5 protein-coding genes and 1 pseudogene are annotated in these 14,608 nt (G+C 67.3%); 3 read left to right on the top strand and 3 right to left on the bottom strand.

The genetic code is table 11. The features are described from left to right. The first annotated feature begins 19 nt into the window (after positions 1 to 19). The 3 genes and pseudogenes from AB0L29_RS22935 to AB0L29_RS22925 all read left to right on the top strand — a co-directional run bounded on the left by AB0L29_RS22935 (position 20) and on the right by AB0L29_RS22925 (position 2,977). Positions 20 to 1,464, top strand: a pseudogene (locus tag AB0L29_RS22935) (replication initiator). Beyond that, the gene (locus tag AB0L29_RS22930) at positions 1,464 to 1,691 is read left to right on the top strand and encodes a helix-turn-helix domain-containing protein (protein WP_365829587.1); all 228 of its coding nucleotides are present in this window, start codon (positions 1,464 to 1,466) and stop codon (positions 1,689 to 1,691) included. Before AB0L29_RS22935 ends, AB0L29_RS22930 begins: the two are co-directional and overlap by 1 nt. Continuing rightward, entirely contained in the window at positions 1,691 to 2,977 is a 1,287-nt protein-coding gene (locus AB0L29_RS22925) for a site-specific integrase (RefSeq protein WP_365829586.1), read from the top strand. Before AB0L29_RS22930 ends, AB0L29_RS22925 begins: the two co-directional genes overlap by 1 nt. Positions 2,978 to 3,059: 82 nt before the next feature. On the opposite strand, the gene AB0L29_RS22920 is transcribed toward AB0L29_RS22925, so the two are convergent. From AB0L29_RS22920 to AB0L29_RS22910, 3 genes are all read right to left on the bottom strand, one after another. Next, positions 3,060 to 3,422 carry a hypothetical protein gene (locus AB0L29_RS22920; RefSeq protein ID WP_365829585.1) on the bottom strand — a complete coding sequence of 121 codons (363 nt, stop codon included), beginning with the start codon at positions 3,420 to 3,422 and terminating at the stop codon, positions 3,060 to 3,062. 127 nt (positions 3,423 to 3,549) lie between these two features. After that, positions 3,550 to 10,515, bottom strand: a complete 6,966-nt coding sequence (locus tag AB0L29_RS22915; RefSeq protein ID WP_365829584.1) for a polymorphic toxin-type HINT domain-containing protein — start codon at positions 10,513 to 10,515, stop codon at positions 3,550 to 3,552. A 159-nt stretch (positions 10,516 to 10,674) separates the two neighbouring features. Continuing rightward, complete coding sequence (locus tag AB0L29_RS22910; RefSeq protein WP_365829583.1) at positions 10,675 to 14,502, bottom strand: LamG-like jellyroll fold domain-containing protein; 3,828 nt, start codon at positions 14,500 to 14,502, stop codon at positions 10,675 to 10,677. Between the last annotated feature and the right edge of the window lie 106 nt (positions 14,503 to 14,608).

The raw sequence follows: 14,608 nt of genomic DNA, 5'->3' as shown, positions 1-14,608 counted from the left end.
CAGAAGGGACACGCCCCGAATGGTCACCCTGGACCTGCGCCACGTGGCAAGCCCCGCCGTGCGGGACCTGCTCCGCCTTGTCAACCACCCCGACTTCGACCGCGCACAGCAGCAGATCGAACGCCTCGGCGGCTGCACCGAACCCGTACGCCTGACCGGACACACCACCACCCTCGACACCACGACCGGTGAGGTGCTGCGCTCCTACAACTCCTGCGCCGAGCCCGCGGGCAGCCTGCTCACCGCGTGCGACAACCGCCGCGCCTCCCGCCGCCCGGCCTGCTCCCGCCTCTACGCCGCCGACACCTACCACCTCATCCGCGCCGGCCTCTCCGGCGGCAAGACCGTGCCCGACACCGTCCGCACCCACCCGCGCGTCTTCGTCACCCTCACCCCGCCGTCCTTCGGCCCCGTCCACAACCGACCCACCACCCCCGGCGGCGACATCCGCCCCTGCCGCTGCCGCAAGCTCCACGAACCCACGGACCCCCTGGTCGGGACGCCGCTGAATCCGGCGACGTACGACTACACGGGCGCGGTCCTGTTCAACGCCCATGCCTCCGCCCCGTGGGCACGCTTCACCACCTACCTGCGCCGCGAGCTTGCCGCCCGACTCGGCATGACCCAGAAGGCCGCCCACGCGGTCCTGCGGATCTCCTTCGCCAAGGTCGCCGAGTACCAGAAGCGCGGCCTGGTCCACTTCCACGCCGTCATCCGCCTCGACGGCCCCGACGGCACCAGCCAGCCCCCGCCGCCGTACGCCACCGTCGCCGTGCTCACCGACGCCGTACGCGCCGCAGCCGCACGGGTCCGCGTCACGGTCGCGTCGGACGCGATCGGGGAACGAGAACTCACCTGGGGCGAACAACTCGACGTAAGCGAGATCACGGCCTTCGGCGCTGACACCGAATTCACCGACCAGGCCGTGGCCGCCTACGTGGCGAAGTACGCCACCAAGTCCGCCGACGCCTCCGGCGCCCTCGACCGTGCCCTGTTCTGCCGTCCCTGCCAGGGACGCGGCGCCACCGTCCTGCCTCACGGGACCCCGCTCCCGTGCACCGCCTGCGACGGCACCGGTCAGGCCCGGTCGTTGCCCCGGCTTGCCGTGGCACGTCACGTGCGGCAGATGATCTGCACCTGCTGGGGCTGGGCAAGCTGCCGGAGTTCGCCGATCTGAAGCTCTGGAAGTGGGCACACATGCTCGGCTTCCGGGGCCACTTCTCCACCAAGTCCCGCAGCTACTCCACCACCCTCGGCGCGCTGCGCGCCGCCCACCGCGCCTGGCGCACCGAACAGGCCCACACCCGCGGCGGCCTGCCCGATCCCGACCCGGACACCACCCTCGTCGTCGGCCACTGGACCTACTTCGGCACCGGCTACAGCCCCGGTGCCACGCTCCTCGCCGCCCACGTCTGGCACCGCAAGGAACTGGAACGGCAGTTCACGGCCAAAGGGGGCTGCTGATGGCCTCGCCCCCGACCACCGCCCCCTGTGCGGAGGCGGCACAGGCGCTGGATCTGTTCACGGGCCCCCAGGTGATGGCCCGCCTCCAGCTCGGCCGCTCCGCCGTCTACGACCTGCTCCGCTCCGGCCAGCTCGCCTCGATCACCCTCGGCCGCGCCCGCCGCATCCCCGCTCACGCGCTCACCGACTTCATCCGCACCCGCCTCGACCAGGAAGCCGCCGCCTGATGACTGCACCCCGAGACACCCCCGCCTCCCGCCGTGTGCGCGCCAATGGCGACGGAACCGTCTACCAGCGCAAGGACGGCCGCTGGGAGGCAGCCGGATACGTCCTCGCCCCCGGCAACACCCGCAAACGCGTCCGCGTCTACGGCACCACCAGGAAGGAGGCCCTGGCCAAGCTCACCGAGAAGATCGCCGCCAGCAACCGCGGCCTTCCCGTCCCCTCCGCGCAGGGCAGCGTGGCCGCGTACCTGACGTACTGGCTGGAGAACGTCGCCGTCCACCACCTCCGCGAGAACACCCACATCCGCTACACCGCCTGTGTCCACCGGTACCTCATCCCCGGCCTCGGCAAGAAGAAGCTCACCAAGCTCGCCGCCAAGGACGTCCGCACCTACCTCAACCAGCTCCGCACCACCTGCCAGTGCTGCGAGCGTGGTATTGATACGGCCCGTGATGAGCCCCGTTGCTGTGCCGTCGGGCAATGCTGCCGCAAGCTGCTCTCCCCGCTGACGCTCACCTACATCCACTCCGTGCTCAAGTCCGCCCTGGAACACGCCGTCCGCGAGGACGAACTGCCACGCAACGTCGCCCGGAACGTAAAGACGACCACGCCCCGCCCCCGGCGCTTCCAGCCGCTCACCGCCACCGAAGCCCGGCAACTCCTCCAGGCAGCCAACGGCGACCGACTTCACGCCCTGTACGAACTCGCCCTACGCACCGGACTCCGCAAGGGCGAACTCCTCGGCCTCCATTGGGAAGACCTCGACCTCGACGGAGGCACCGCCACCATCCACCGCTCCCTCCAGCGCACCCGCACCCAGGGCCTGACCGTCCTGAACACCAAGACCCTGGCCTCCGAGCGCCGCATCGCCCTCCCCGCCGAATGCATCAATTCCCTCAAGATCTACCAGGAACGGCGGCAGGAAGAGCGCCAGGCGGCCGGAACGGGCTGGACGGACAATGGGCTCGTCTTCACTACCCCGAAGGGCAGGCCGCTCGACCCCACCAACCTCACCCGCCGCTTCCGGCGCCTCCTCCATAAGGCAGAGCTCCGGACGATTCGCTTCCACGACCTCCGCCACTCAACTGCCACCCTGCTCCTGGAACAGGGCGTCGACCTCATCGTCATCAAGGAACTGCTCGGCCACGCCCACATCGGCGTCACCGCCGGCGTCTACGCTCACGTCCGGCTCCGCCTCCAGCGTCAGGCCATCGACACCCTCGGCAACGCCCTCCGCCCCACCGGCAACGACCCCGACGACCCACCAGCCGCAGCCGTCGTCCGCTGACGTTGCCGTCACCGTTGCCGTCAAGCACCTGCGCAGCGGTAACTGACGCGCTCTCCGCGGTATGCGCTCCTCCCTCAATTCATCAGCGGTTTGAGCTGTCTCCGGAATTTCCGTAGACCACTTGATCCTGGGGGTCATACGCAGTCAGCCCGTGCGTCGACGCCAAGTCGAGCAGCACAGAAGAGACTTCACTGGAACGCGACCAAGAGATGGCGGCGATTACGCACTCTCCAGTGACATAGAGAGGAGAGGCCCACGGAGACTCCTCCATATTTTCTTCGCTTAGGTCTGGAAATTCGGAGATCACAGCTCGGTAGAAGTCCTCGACAGCCGAACTCTCTTCGACGATACCGGTAACTCCATCCGTCAACTGATCGTAGATCTGAGCGGCCTCCCCTGATGTCGGGGCCACTTTTTGATACCAAAAAATCAGATCGAAACTCATCGTCACCATCTCTCCCGAAGTCGCGAGCCGGGGCCGACTCGCAGCACTGAGCTGCGGATACGGTACCGCAGTCCGGCCAGATCGCCTTGTGGGGTCGACCCGATTGTCCGGGTCGACCCCACAGGCTCTACCGATCTATCCACACATCGTGGACCCCGACAAGCGTTCGACCATCGCTAGTTGTGACCGTATTGCCAGGCGTATTGAGCCAATCATCGAACTGCCGTTGCTGAGGATTCTTCTTGGCAGTTCCGCCCTTAACCTCTATTCCATACCACTGGCCGTTGATCTCAACCGTGCCGTCATACTTGCGGACTCGCATTCCTGGTGCGGAAACTGCAGTTTCGTTGCGCATGACCACTGCGCCGTCCATTTCCAGCTGATCCCAGGCGTTTGCTTCATCCGCAGCACCATCACGCCCAGGCTCACCATTACGCTTCGAGAACTTGCCGTCCGCTGAGCGCGGGGCCCCAGTTGGGCATCCCCCAGAATTGTGAACGAGAACCGGAGTCTCGCCCGCCAGCACATAGTACGTGTGCAGCTCATCAACGGTGAGGTTGTGTACACGGGCGGTCTGTGTCCACCGCTGGACGGCGTCGATCTGCACCAGGGTTCCGGCGGACGTACGCAGCCACTGCCCCGCCTTGAGGTCGCCGGCCTTCACCCACTCGCGGAGTTCAGGTACCCAGAAGGGGTGGTTGTCGGTGGCGGTCAGAGTCTGCCGTCCGCCCCGCTCGTCGTGCACGATGATCTTCACGAGGTGTTTGACACCCTCGCTCAGGAGTTCAGCGGTCACCTTCTGCGGCGAGGTTTCCCCTGTTTCAGGATCTGTCGCAAGAACTTCGTCACCGACTCGCAGATCCTCGATGTTCTTGGTCGTGCCGTCCGCCATGAGGACCTGAGTTCCGGGAAGGAAACTCATTCTCTTGCAGGTCAAGGCAGCGGCCGCTGCGTTGTCGCCCTTCTTGACCAGGCTCGCTGCCTTGGCGAGCTTGCCCACCGGCAACAGCCCGACCGCTGTCCAGACACAACCGCTGACGCTTCCCTGGGTGCACCGAATGGCATCGCGGACACCGATGAACTCGAGGAAATCCTTCGTCGGGCTGACCCAGCCCAACGCGTCGAGGGCGCTGCAGAGGTCACTGCTCGGGTCGCCGAGGCACTGACCGTCGGCCCACTTCACCAGAAGCTGGGAGTAGGTCTGGTTGCCCCAGGGATCGTACCCGCGGTTTCGCAGGTCCTCCTCAGCGGGAATCTCCACACCGGGGATGATCTCGGGACGCTTGGCCGTACCGCTGCTGGTGCCGGTGCTCTTGCTGCCGCTACTGCCCGAACCGCCACCGTGGTCGATCGGGTAGAGGACGTTACCGCCCTTGTCGTAGCAGTTGTTGTGTGTGCACCCGGGGCCGTTGTCCGGTGTCCAGACGGTGTCCGGGTTGTTCACGCTGCATCCGTCGCAGAACAGGCCGGTCGGGTCCGCGTGTGTGACCGGGCTGTTGTTCGCGTAGCTGTAGCCGTTGAGGGACCAGGGGTTGGTGCTGTCCAGGACAGGGTCGATGCTGACGAACTGGCCGAGGGCGGGGTCGTATTGGCGCGCACCGATATGGGTGAGACCGGTCGTGCCGTCGGCGGGCTTGCCGAGGAACGCCTTGTCGTCCGGCCAGGTGGTCGGCTCCTTGCCGCGCGGGGAGCCGAACGGTGTGAGGTAACGGCGGGTCGGGGTCTGCGCGGTGTCGTCCTTGACGCTCAGGCTCATGGTGCCGTGGTGGTCACCGGCCTGGAAGGTGAGTTCCGTCTTCCCCCCGACAGCGGTGCGTACGGCGCCTCCGGCGTAGTAGCGGGTGCCCGACAGCGCCTTGGTCTGCCCGCTGTTGGAGACGGTCAGCTTCACCTCGGTGGCACCGAGGTAGAGCACCGTCTCGCCGTCGGTGGTTCCGGCGCGGCGGACGAGGAGTTCTCCGTCGGCGTCGTACAGGTACTTGGTGTTGGTGGCGGGCTTGCCGCCGGCGGCCGGCTCACTGGCCGAGACGAGCCTGCCCTCGCTGTTCCAGGCCAGGGTCTGCTGTGCCTGGGTGCCGGGCCTGCTTCTGGTGTTGCCGGTTTTGTCGTACTCGTAGGTGTGGGTGGTGGCGGTGGTGCTGCCGGGGACGGTGGTCCTGGTCGTCGTCAGTGGGTGCGGCTGGCCGGTGGTGGTGCCGTGGACGTAGTCGATCACCGTGTCGCCGGACAGACCGTGCTGCGTCTCGGTGTCGCGCTGACCGGCGCTGTTGTACGTGTAGCTGAACCAGTACGGTGCCGCTCCACCCAGGTTGGCCGTCGTACGGCCGGAGGCGGAGCAGTCCGCGGTCTTCGGGGTCCAGGCTTCGGTGAGGCGGCGGTGGCCGTCGTAGGAGAAGCACTGGTGGTCGGCCTGGGAGGTGCCTTGCCAGGTGGCGATGTCGGAGACGGACGTGATGTTGCCCGCGTCGTCGTAGGAGTACTTGAGGTCCTGCACCATGTAGCTGTGGGTGTCGGTCGTGACGTCCGACTTCTTCAGGCGGCGTGTGCCGTCCTCGTACTGGTTGGCGACGTAGACCTTCTTACTGGCGGAGTCCCGGCCCAAGGTCTGCTGTTCCAGCAGCCCGACAGGGGTGTAGGTGGTGCCCAGCAGATAGCCGGTCACGCCCTTGGCGGTGTTGAGCATGCCGAGCGTGTTGTACGTGTAGTCGATCTGCTCGTAGGACTGCGTTCCGGTGGCGGGGAGGCCGGCGACGGCGGGTTCGCGGGAGTACTGGACGGTGCCGTCGACGTTGTAGGCCGTTTCGAACTTCAGTGTCTGCGGCACGCCTGCGGCGACGAGGGGTTCGTCGGCGGCAGCGGGCAGCTGGAGTTCGGCGGACAGCGGCTGGTAGAGGCTGTTGTAGGCGCTGATCTTCTGGGTGTACGCCTTGCCTGTTGCTCCGCCCACGTGGCGGGTGGCGGAGGCCAGGTATCCCTTGCCGTTCGTGACCGTGTCGTAGGCCCAGGTGGCGAGCTTGTTGGCGTCCGACTTCTCCGTCTCCCACAGGTCTGTCTTGCGGCCGAGGGCGTCATAGCCGTAGAGCAGCTTCCGGTTGTCGGCGTCCAGACTGGTGTCCAGCAGGTCCAGGCTGTTGTAGTCGGATCTCGTCGTGCCGCTGTCCGGGTCGGTCGCGGTCGTCCGGCGGCCCTTGAGGTCGTAGCCGTAGGACCACTGCTTGCCGTCAGGCCCGGTGATGGTCTTCGTCTGGCCACCGGGAGCATAGGTGAACTTGGTGGTGGCGGGCGTGCCGGTCGCCGTCGGGTTGGGGTACTCGCGGCGCTCGGTGACCTGACCGAGGAGGTTGCTCGTCACGGTCACCGCGCTGCCGCCGGCGGGTGCGGTGGTGGTGACGGAGTCTCCGGTGTAGCTGCTGGTGGTGGTCCAGCGGGTGGTGTTGTACGTCTTGGTCACCACTTGGGTCGGCCGGCCCAGACCGTCGTAGCTGGTGTCGGTGTGCAGTGGGGCGGAGCCGCCCGCCGTGGCGACCAGCGTGCTGGAGGGGGCGGTGGAGTCCCACAGGTCGGCGTTGGTCTCGATCGCCAGGCCGCGGTCGTCGTAGAGGGTCTCGTCGACGACCCTGCCGCCTCGCGGGGACGGGGACTGCGTCTGGCGCGGTCGCTGGAGCGCGTCGAAGATTTCGTAGCTGGTGTTGTACTGGGTCCTGCCGAGCACCGAGGTGGACAGCCACGACGGGGCGGTGTTGGAGATGGTGTATCCGAACCTGTAGTTGCCGCCCTGGCCGAGTACGCGGGACCGGTTCGGCAGCCACACCTCGGTCAGCCGGCCGAGGCCGTCGTAGCTCTGCTCGGTGACTTTGTTGTTCGGGTCGGTCGTCTTCAGCGGAAGGCCCCGCCCGGCGTCCATGCTCATGACGGTCCGGTGGTCCTTGGCGTTGTAGACCTCCGTCTGCGTCAGCGGGCCGGCGGCGGCCGGGGTGTAGACCGTGCGCGTCGTGGCACCGAGGGCGTTGGACACGAGGGTCGCGCGTCCCAGGGTGTCGTAGTCGGTCGCGGTCACCTTCTCCCAGATCGGGTTGTCCGACGTGTCATAGCCGTTGGCGCGGCCGATCCACCTCACTTCTCCCTTGGTGGGCACCTGGTCGGCCGACCACGTGGTGGTGTCGTACGCGGTGCCGGTGTCGGCGATCACATCACCCGGGCGCGAGTCGTCGGCCGGGAGGTCGAGCAGGCCGATGGTCACGCCGCACGGCTTGGCGACCATCTGCTCGCGAGTGACCAGCGTGGTGAGTCCTGCGGCTGGGTTGCGGGCGTACCACGTGCGGGTGCAGACCTCGTCGCCGACGGCTTCCGTGCCGGAGTCCTCGACCGTCTCGGGCATGCCGTAGTCGTCGAAGGTCGTTCTCGTGCTGCGGGTCCGGTCCGTGGCGCTGACGCCCGAGGTCACCCGGGTTCGCGCGCGGCTGGCCTCGGTGCGTACGTAGTACGCCTCCGTGTCCGCGTAGGACTTGTGCTGCGTGGCGGTCTTCTTCGACCAGGGATCGTTGATCCTCCCGGAGACCTCGTCGGCGCCGTCGTAGGTGACCTGTTCACGGGTGAACCCGGCGTACTGGTCCAGGTCGGTGATTTCCGGGGCCTTGATCCCGGTGACCTTCACGGTGCGGGTCGTGCCGTCCTTCTGCTTGTCGCCGTGCATGCCCCGCAGGTAGACGGTGGCGTCCTTGGACTTGGGTCCGGTGTCGTCGCCGACGGTGTGGGTGACCTTCTCGAAGCCGCGCCAGACCGACCAGGTGCGTTCCTTCTCCGGCGTCATGGGGTCGTCGTTGTAGTGCCATGCCCCGCCGCCGGCGTAGTCGTAGTGGTGGTTGACGGCCTCGGTGCCGCCGTAGGCGGAGCCGGTGCGCACGTCGGAGACGGGGTACTTCTGGAACCAGTCCAGCTGTGGGACGGAACCCCCGTTGGGTGACCAGTAGATGGGGTAGCAGCGCTTGGTGTTGTTGTCCTCGGCCGGCTTGGTCATGCCGGCGGTGCACTCGGCGGGTAGGTAGGTGACGGTGGTCTGCTGGCCGGTCTCGGAGACGATGGTGGACAGCCGGGGCTTGCCGAGCGGCAGGATGTTGTCGGCCGTGCCGTCGACACGGTTTTTGAGCATCTGGTGGCCGAACCTGACGGGCGGCAGCGTGATGTCCGTGCCGTGTTTCCCTGTGCGCTGCAGTTCATCGAGCCACAGCGACTGGTCGGAGGAGTCACCGACCTCGCCCGGGTCCAGGTAGAGGTGCTTGAGCTTCCAGGAGTCGACCTGGTCGAAGGCCGGTGTGGTCAGTTTCGTGTTCCAGAAGTAGGTGTCGATGTCGGTCAGCCGCTTGCGGGTGAAGAAGCTGGGACTGGTCTGGCCGGTGCAGGCGTTCCCCTCCTTGCAGATCGCGTCGTAGGGCACGTCCGGCCAGTTGGTTCGGTGTGCCTCGTCCAGGGTGTCGCAGCCGGGGGAAGCCGCCAGGCAGCGCTCGGCGACGGTGAAGGTGACCTTGTGCGAGGCGGCCGGTGTCCCGGTGAACAGTGCGGAGGCGCGCTGGCCGTACCGGATCTCCTTCAGGTAGCCGCCCCGCGCGTACTCGGCGCCCGGGGTGTCGACTCCGTTCTTCGCGTAGAAGTTCTTCTCCGCGGTGTACCAGTAGGTCATGGCGTTGCCGTGGGTGTCCTCGACCATGTCGAGGTTCCAGCGCCAGGCCTGGATGTCCCACCGGTCGGCAAAGCTGCTGCCGCCTGCGTAACCCGGCTCGCCCTCGTCGTCGCCGAAGACCGGCACGGTCCACACGGAGTTGGTGCGCTCGCCGCTCGGGGCGCCGGGCAACTTGTGCAGGCCGAAGGTGTACTGCGTGCCGTCGCCGGTCGTGATACGCCAGTACTCGCCGCTGCTGTCGCCGTTGCCGAGAGCGGTGTCGGTCAGGTGCTCGACCTTGGAGGCGTCGTCGTTCTTCAGCCTCCACTGGCCGCTGGTGTCGTCCTTGACCAACTCGGAGGCCTTGCCGTTGAGCACCAGGGAGGCGTTGGTGTACTTCCAGCACAGGTCGTACTTGCCGGTCTGGCCGTCGTCGTCGCAGGAGTGATATTTGCGTTCGACGTAGGAGGATGTGATGTCGAAGCCCTCGCCCACCAACGAACTCTGGTTGTTGGTGTTCGCGGTCCGCCCGTCCACGCTGCTCGAGTCGTAGGAGAGGGCCAGGTCCGGCTTCGGTCCGGCGGCGGGGGCCGGGACGCCCAGGGGGTAGCTCCAGGTGAAGGAACCGGAGGAACCGCCGGCCTCCCACGTGGAGGAGGCGGACAGCGGGGTGGCCTTGTAGTTGCCCGAACCGGAGCCGGCGCCCGCGGTGACGGCCAGCAAGGTCACCTGGCGTGCCCGTGCCGTCCCCTCAGCAGCAGGCCGGCCGGACGTCGGGGCGGCGGGCTCAGGCACCGTGACGTCCCCGGTCACCCGTGCCGCGCGGCGATTGTTGGTCGAGGGCAGTTCCTTCTGAAGCCGGCAGGCACGCTTGTGGGGCGTGGTCAAGGCACAGGCAGGCAGTTGGACCAGGCGGAGACGACCGGCGAAGTCTGCGCCGCCGACCGCGAACTTGCGGTAGTCCACGGACAGCCGGGCGGTGCTCTTGGCGTTGCCGGTGACGGTGAGCATCACCCCGTCGACTCCGGCCGCCTTGGCCTTCTTGCGGTCCAGGACCGTAACGGTTACCTCGTCGGCTGTCCGGGCGCGCTTTGTCCTGGGGGCTGCGAGGGTGATGGGCAGGGAACCTGCCTGGGCACGAGCGGTGCCGGTGGCAGGCACGTCCACGGTGACGGATCCGGGCTTGGGCCACACAGGCTTGGTCGCCTGCTCGTCACGGGCGCGCTGTGCCGCGGCCTTGTCGGCGGCCTCCGCCTTCTTCAACGCAGCGGCACTCTTGTTGTCCGGCTTGGTCTTGATGGGGCGGAGATCGGCTTCCCGTGGCGCGGGCAGTTTCGGCCGGCCGAGACCCTTGTCCTTGGCCTCGGCCTGGAACTCGGTGGGCCCCAGCAGGCTCGGCACCGTGGCCAGCGCCAATACCGCAGCCACCCGACCCATCCAGCGTCGCCGCCCTGCTCGGTGTGCAGCCTTCATGGCCTTCTTCCGCCCATCGTCATCGTCTGACCCGCACCGATATGCACGTCAGGATCCGCGTCGTTGCCCCGCTTGCTCAGGTGGGCGGTGTGCCGGCCTCGGCGGCCGCCCTTGAGGTTCCGGCTAGCCGGTGGTTGTGACTGGTTCGCCGAGGACCCGCTCGGCGATCTGGCGGCTTTCCATCGCACCGGTCCAGATCCGCAGTTTCTGTACGGCCCCGGGCAGGTATTCGCCGGGCGCCCCGTTGCTGTGGCTCCGGCCGATGGCGAGCTCACCGGTGCCCTGCTGCGGGTCGGCGAAGTCGGGCTCGGTGGCGTCATCCACTTGGTCGTCAGCGCCGATGAACAGGTGGAGCTTGCCGAACCGGGTCGCATCGCCATCGGCGAATGGATCTGCAGCGTCGTACACGCCTGTGACGTGGACGAGTTCATCCAGGACGGCCACCGCAGTGGCCGACACCTGCGTCGCGGAAACCTTGTTCCCGTTCGCATCGACCCTGGTTCGCTCGAAGCGCCACAGGCATTCGGGCTTGTTGTCGCCGTCGAAGTCGTCGGCCATCTTGACCAGTTTCAAGGCCCAGGACGCTTCACTGCCGATCTTCTGGCCGGCGATGGTGACGGTGTAGCCGTCCGCCTTGCCGACCAGCTTCGCCGAGTCCACGCGGGCCAAGGCGCTGACGGTGAATGAGCCGGTTTCGTCGACCGCCGGCCCGCCGGCAGAGGCATAGCCGGTGGTGCCGTTCAGGGCGAGGAGCCGTGGTGTTTCCGCGAGTTGCGCGTTTCCGGACAGAGCCATGCCGGCGAGGGGGTAACCCGTCTTCTCCGCCAGGGTGGTACCTGTCGAGGTGGTGGCGTCCCATTCCGCCACCAGTTCGGTGGCCGCGGCGTCGTTCTCCTTCAGCTCGCCTTCGGCACGTATCTGGGGTTCGGTCAATGCCTGCTGCCACACGGCCGTCTCATCGAGCCGTCCGCGGAAGAACTCCCCTCCGACACCGGACTTGACCGAACGAGCCCACTGCAGGCCACCGGAGGCTGACCATGGCTGGTAGGTGGAAGCCGCACTGGCCAGCTTGACCGGCTGGCCCTGAGGCCGGCCGTTGACGAACAGTTGGATGGTGTCGTTGGTCGGATCGGTGTCCGCAAGGCCGTCATCGCCTTCGGTTTTGAACACACCTGTCAGATGCGTCCAGACCTTCGGCTGCGGTTTCTGCTCGGCTGTGGAGCGGATGAACACCGGGCTGGTCTTGTCCTGGTCGGTGCGGTTGAACACCCAGGCGTTGTAGGCGGTGGAGTAGTACAGGGTGAACGCGTTCGCATGGGTGCCGGGCTGAGCCAGGACCACCCTGTTGACCGACGTGTCGGTGAGAAACGCCCATGTGGAGACGGTGAAGGAGTCGCTGGTGTTGATCGGCGGCGTGGTGGTGGCCGCATAGCCCTGCTGCTTGGCCGGGTCGGAGCTGTCCAGCCACAGCGACCGGTCGACCCCGTCGGCACCGCCGCCGCGGCGTGCCAGGGAGGAGAAACCGGCGCCGTCGGTGTACAGGGTCGCGTCATGCCGCACGGTGCCCTCGGTTGCCGTGTCCCGGGCGAGCTTTTCCGGTGAGCCGGCCGCGTAGTCGTCGAACTGCCACCGGCCGATCGCGCCCTTTGCAGCCAGTACCTTGATCTTCACGTAGGCCCATTCCCCCGAACCGCCGGAATCCCAGCCGCGCACCTGCAGGGTCTGTCGGCCAGCCACCAAGGGAGTGATGGGCTCATCCACGCTCGCACCGGTGGCGAAGTCGCTCTTGGACATGCCGGGCAGCAGCCACTCGTACTTGACGACATCGGTGTCCGCCGCGTTCTGCGCGAAGTGCACCTTGCCCTGGATACCGGGCCCGCCCTGCGCAGAGCAGTCCTCAGTGACGCACAGGGAGTAGATGCCGCCTGTCACCGCGGTGACCACGGGTGGCTTCGGTCGCTCGAGGTCGACCTTGAAGTAGCACCAGGGCGTGTAGGAGGAGAACAAGTCCCCGGATTTGTCCTCGTAGGTCCAGTGCGACTGCGTACGTGCCTTGACGCGGTACAGGGTATTGTCCGTTCGCGGAGAGACCTTCGCCGTCTCCACAGTGCCGTCCGGGACCCAGCCGGAGTCGGGCTTGTAGTCGCTCCAGCTGCCTGTCCAGGTGCCGTCGGACTGCCGGCGCTCCATCACCCACTCGGCCTGCAGCGATCCCTCGGATCTTCCTGCGCTGTGCTCGACCTTGGTCTGCACCGCCGCCTGCACCCACGGCTCAGCCCGGGTGACGATGATGGGATTCGACGACGAGGTGGCGCACTGCACGTCGTCCGGGTCGCTGCCAGGGCTGCCCGGCCACAGGCCATACCGAGTCGGCACACCGGGCTGGTAAGCGAAATCCACCTGCAACTCGGCGTTGTCGTCGAAACGCTTCCAGGCGGTGACATCCGACTCGTCCTTCGCCTTCAGCATCAGCGTCAGGTTGTCGATCTTGCCGTCGGCGAAGTTCCGCACCGTGGACTTGAGGTTCTCGTCCGGCTCGTCCGGGTTGTCGTTGAACTCGATCCACGCGTTCGGCTGCTCAGGGGAGCAGGCGGTGCCCCGGCCGGCCGAGACATAGCGGTCGCCCACCTGGTCCCAGCTGTTGTCCGCCTTGGGCCCGCCCGGGCCCGGCCAGTTGCTGCCCGACGAGATGCCGTCGGTGCGCTCCAGGTCCACCCATGCCGGGTTGCAGTCGAACGACCATGTCTCATAGGCCCGGAAGGTCGCGTCGAGCACGTACTTGCCGCGCAGGGCACTGGCGGAGTTGAACTGGAAGTACATCCGGTTCGTGTACCAGGCACCGGTGGTGCAGGCGCCCTGCGAGTTGTAGCCGCACCGGCCGATGCCGTAGCCCGCCCCGTCGAACATCCAGTAGCTGTCGCCGTCCGATGACAGCACCGTGCGGTACGTGTGCCCGAGCCCTACCGCGGGGTCGATATAGACCGGGTAGACCGTCCCGGCGCCCTCCAGCACCTCGGTGTCAGGCACGACAGCGATGCTGTCGTCGGCAACCTGTACCGGCATGACCGCAGAGGCGTCGCCGTCGCTGGGGCCGGCGGCCGGGTCGGTCTGCTCCGCCCCGCCCTCGGCCGCGACCGAGGCCTGCGACTCAGTCGTACTCGTGCCCCTCATGGGCTGGGCGCCCGTGGCTTCGGCCTCACCGGCGGAGTCCCACATCCGCCCGGGCGGGCCGGTGAATATTTCCACCCCGTCGTCGTTCGCCGCCACCAAGCCGCCGTGGGGGGTGGGTCTGACCTCCAGACCCTGGCTGTCGATGCTGAAGAGCACCTTGTCCAACTCCGGGCTGGCCGCCGCCTCCGGTGTCTTGACCACAAGAACTTCGCGATAGGACTCCGCCGTGGCCGTCAGGCGCAGATCGACACCGGGAAGCACCTCACGGTAGGTGGCCGTATCGCCCTCCAGAACCGGCTCAGGCAACGAACGGCCCCACCCCAGACTGAGCGTGTGGCCGTTGCGGTCTCCGATCCGGATCATGTCGGAACCATTGCCCTGGCCGGAGAAGGAAAGGTCCACCACGGCGCCCCGCGGCGCAATGCGGCCATCGGCGCGCTTGGCCAGCGTGACATCCACCGGCTTCCACGACCCGTCGGAGGCCCTCACGCGCTGCGGGGCAGTGGTCTGCGTCAGCTTGAAGCCGCCGTCCGGCTGGGCGAAGACCTGGGAGTGCTCGGTTCGCTCGTACAGCACCTCCACCGGCTCCCCCGTCTGGGCAGCGAGGGCAGACGCGGCCTCCGCCTCCGCGGGAGCGGAAGCCGCAGTCTGTGTTCCTTCGGCGTCGGCCGTCACGGCACGAGCCGCACCGCCGAGCGGCAGCACACCCCCCACGACCGCCACTGTGACCGCGGTCAGGAACGTCTTACCGACACTGTGACGCCACATGGACGCGCTCATCCCATGCCCCCCCGACTCCACAGCATCCCCACCCGGGAGTCACAAGATGATCAAAGTTGAGGCACCCTACCCAGTTACGATCAGAACATGTCAAGAGTCTGAGCTG

It is taken from the genome of Streptomyces sp. NPDC052701 (genome assembly GCF_040678355.1).
Classification (GTDB): domain Bacteria; phylum Actinomycetota; class Actinomycetes; order Streptomycetales; family Streptomycetaceae; genus Streptomyces.
Note: the sequence above shows the minus strand (reverse complement) of the source record. Positions and strands in the feature narration are given on the sequence as shown.

Excerpts from the sequence above, each read along its gene's own strand:
- AB0L29_RS22930 (WP_365829587.1), top strand. The coding sequence starts at position 1,464 with ATGGCCTCGCCCCCGACCACCGCCCCCTGTGCGGAGGCGGCACAGGCG.
- AB0L29_RS22925 (WP_365829586.1), top strand. The coding sequence starts at position 1,691 with ATGACTGCACCCCGAGACACCCCCGCCTCCCGCCGTGTGCGCGCCAAT.
- AB0L29_RS22920 (WP_365829585.1), bottom strand. The coding sequence starts at position 3,422 with ATGAGTTTCGATCTGATTTTTTGGTATCAAAAAGTGGCCCCGACATCA.
- AB0L29_RS22915 (WP_365829584.1), bottom strand. The coding sequence starts at position 10,515 with ATGGGTCGGGTGGCTGCGGTATTGGCGCTGGCCACGGTGCCGAGCCTG.
- AB0L29_RS22910 (WP_365829583.1), bottom strand. The coding sequence starts at position 14,502 with ATGAGCGCGTCCATGTGGCGTCACAGTGTCGGTAAGACGTTCCTGACC.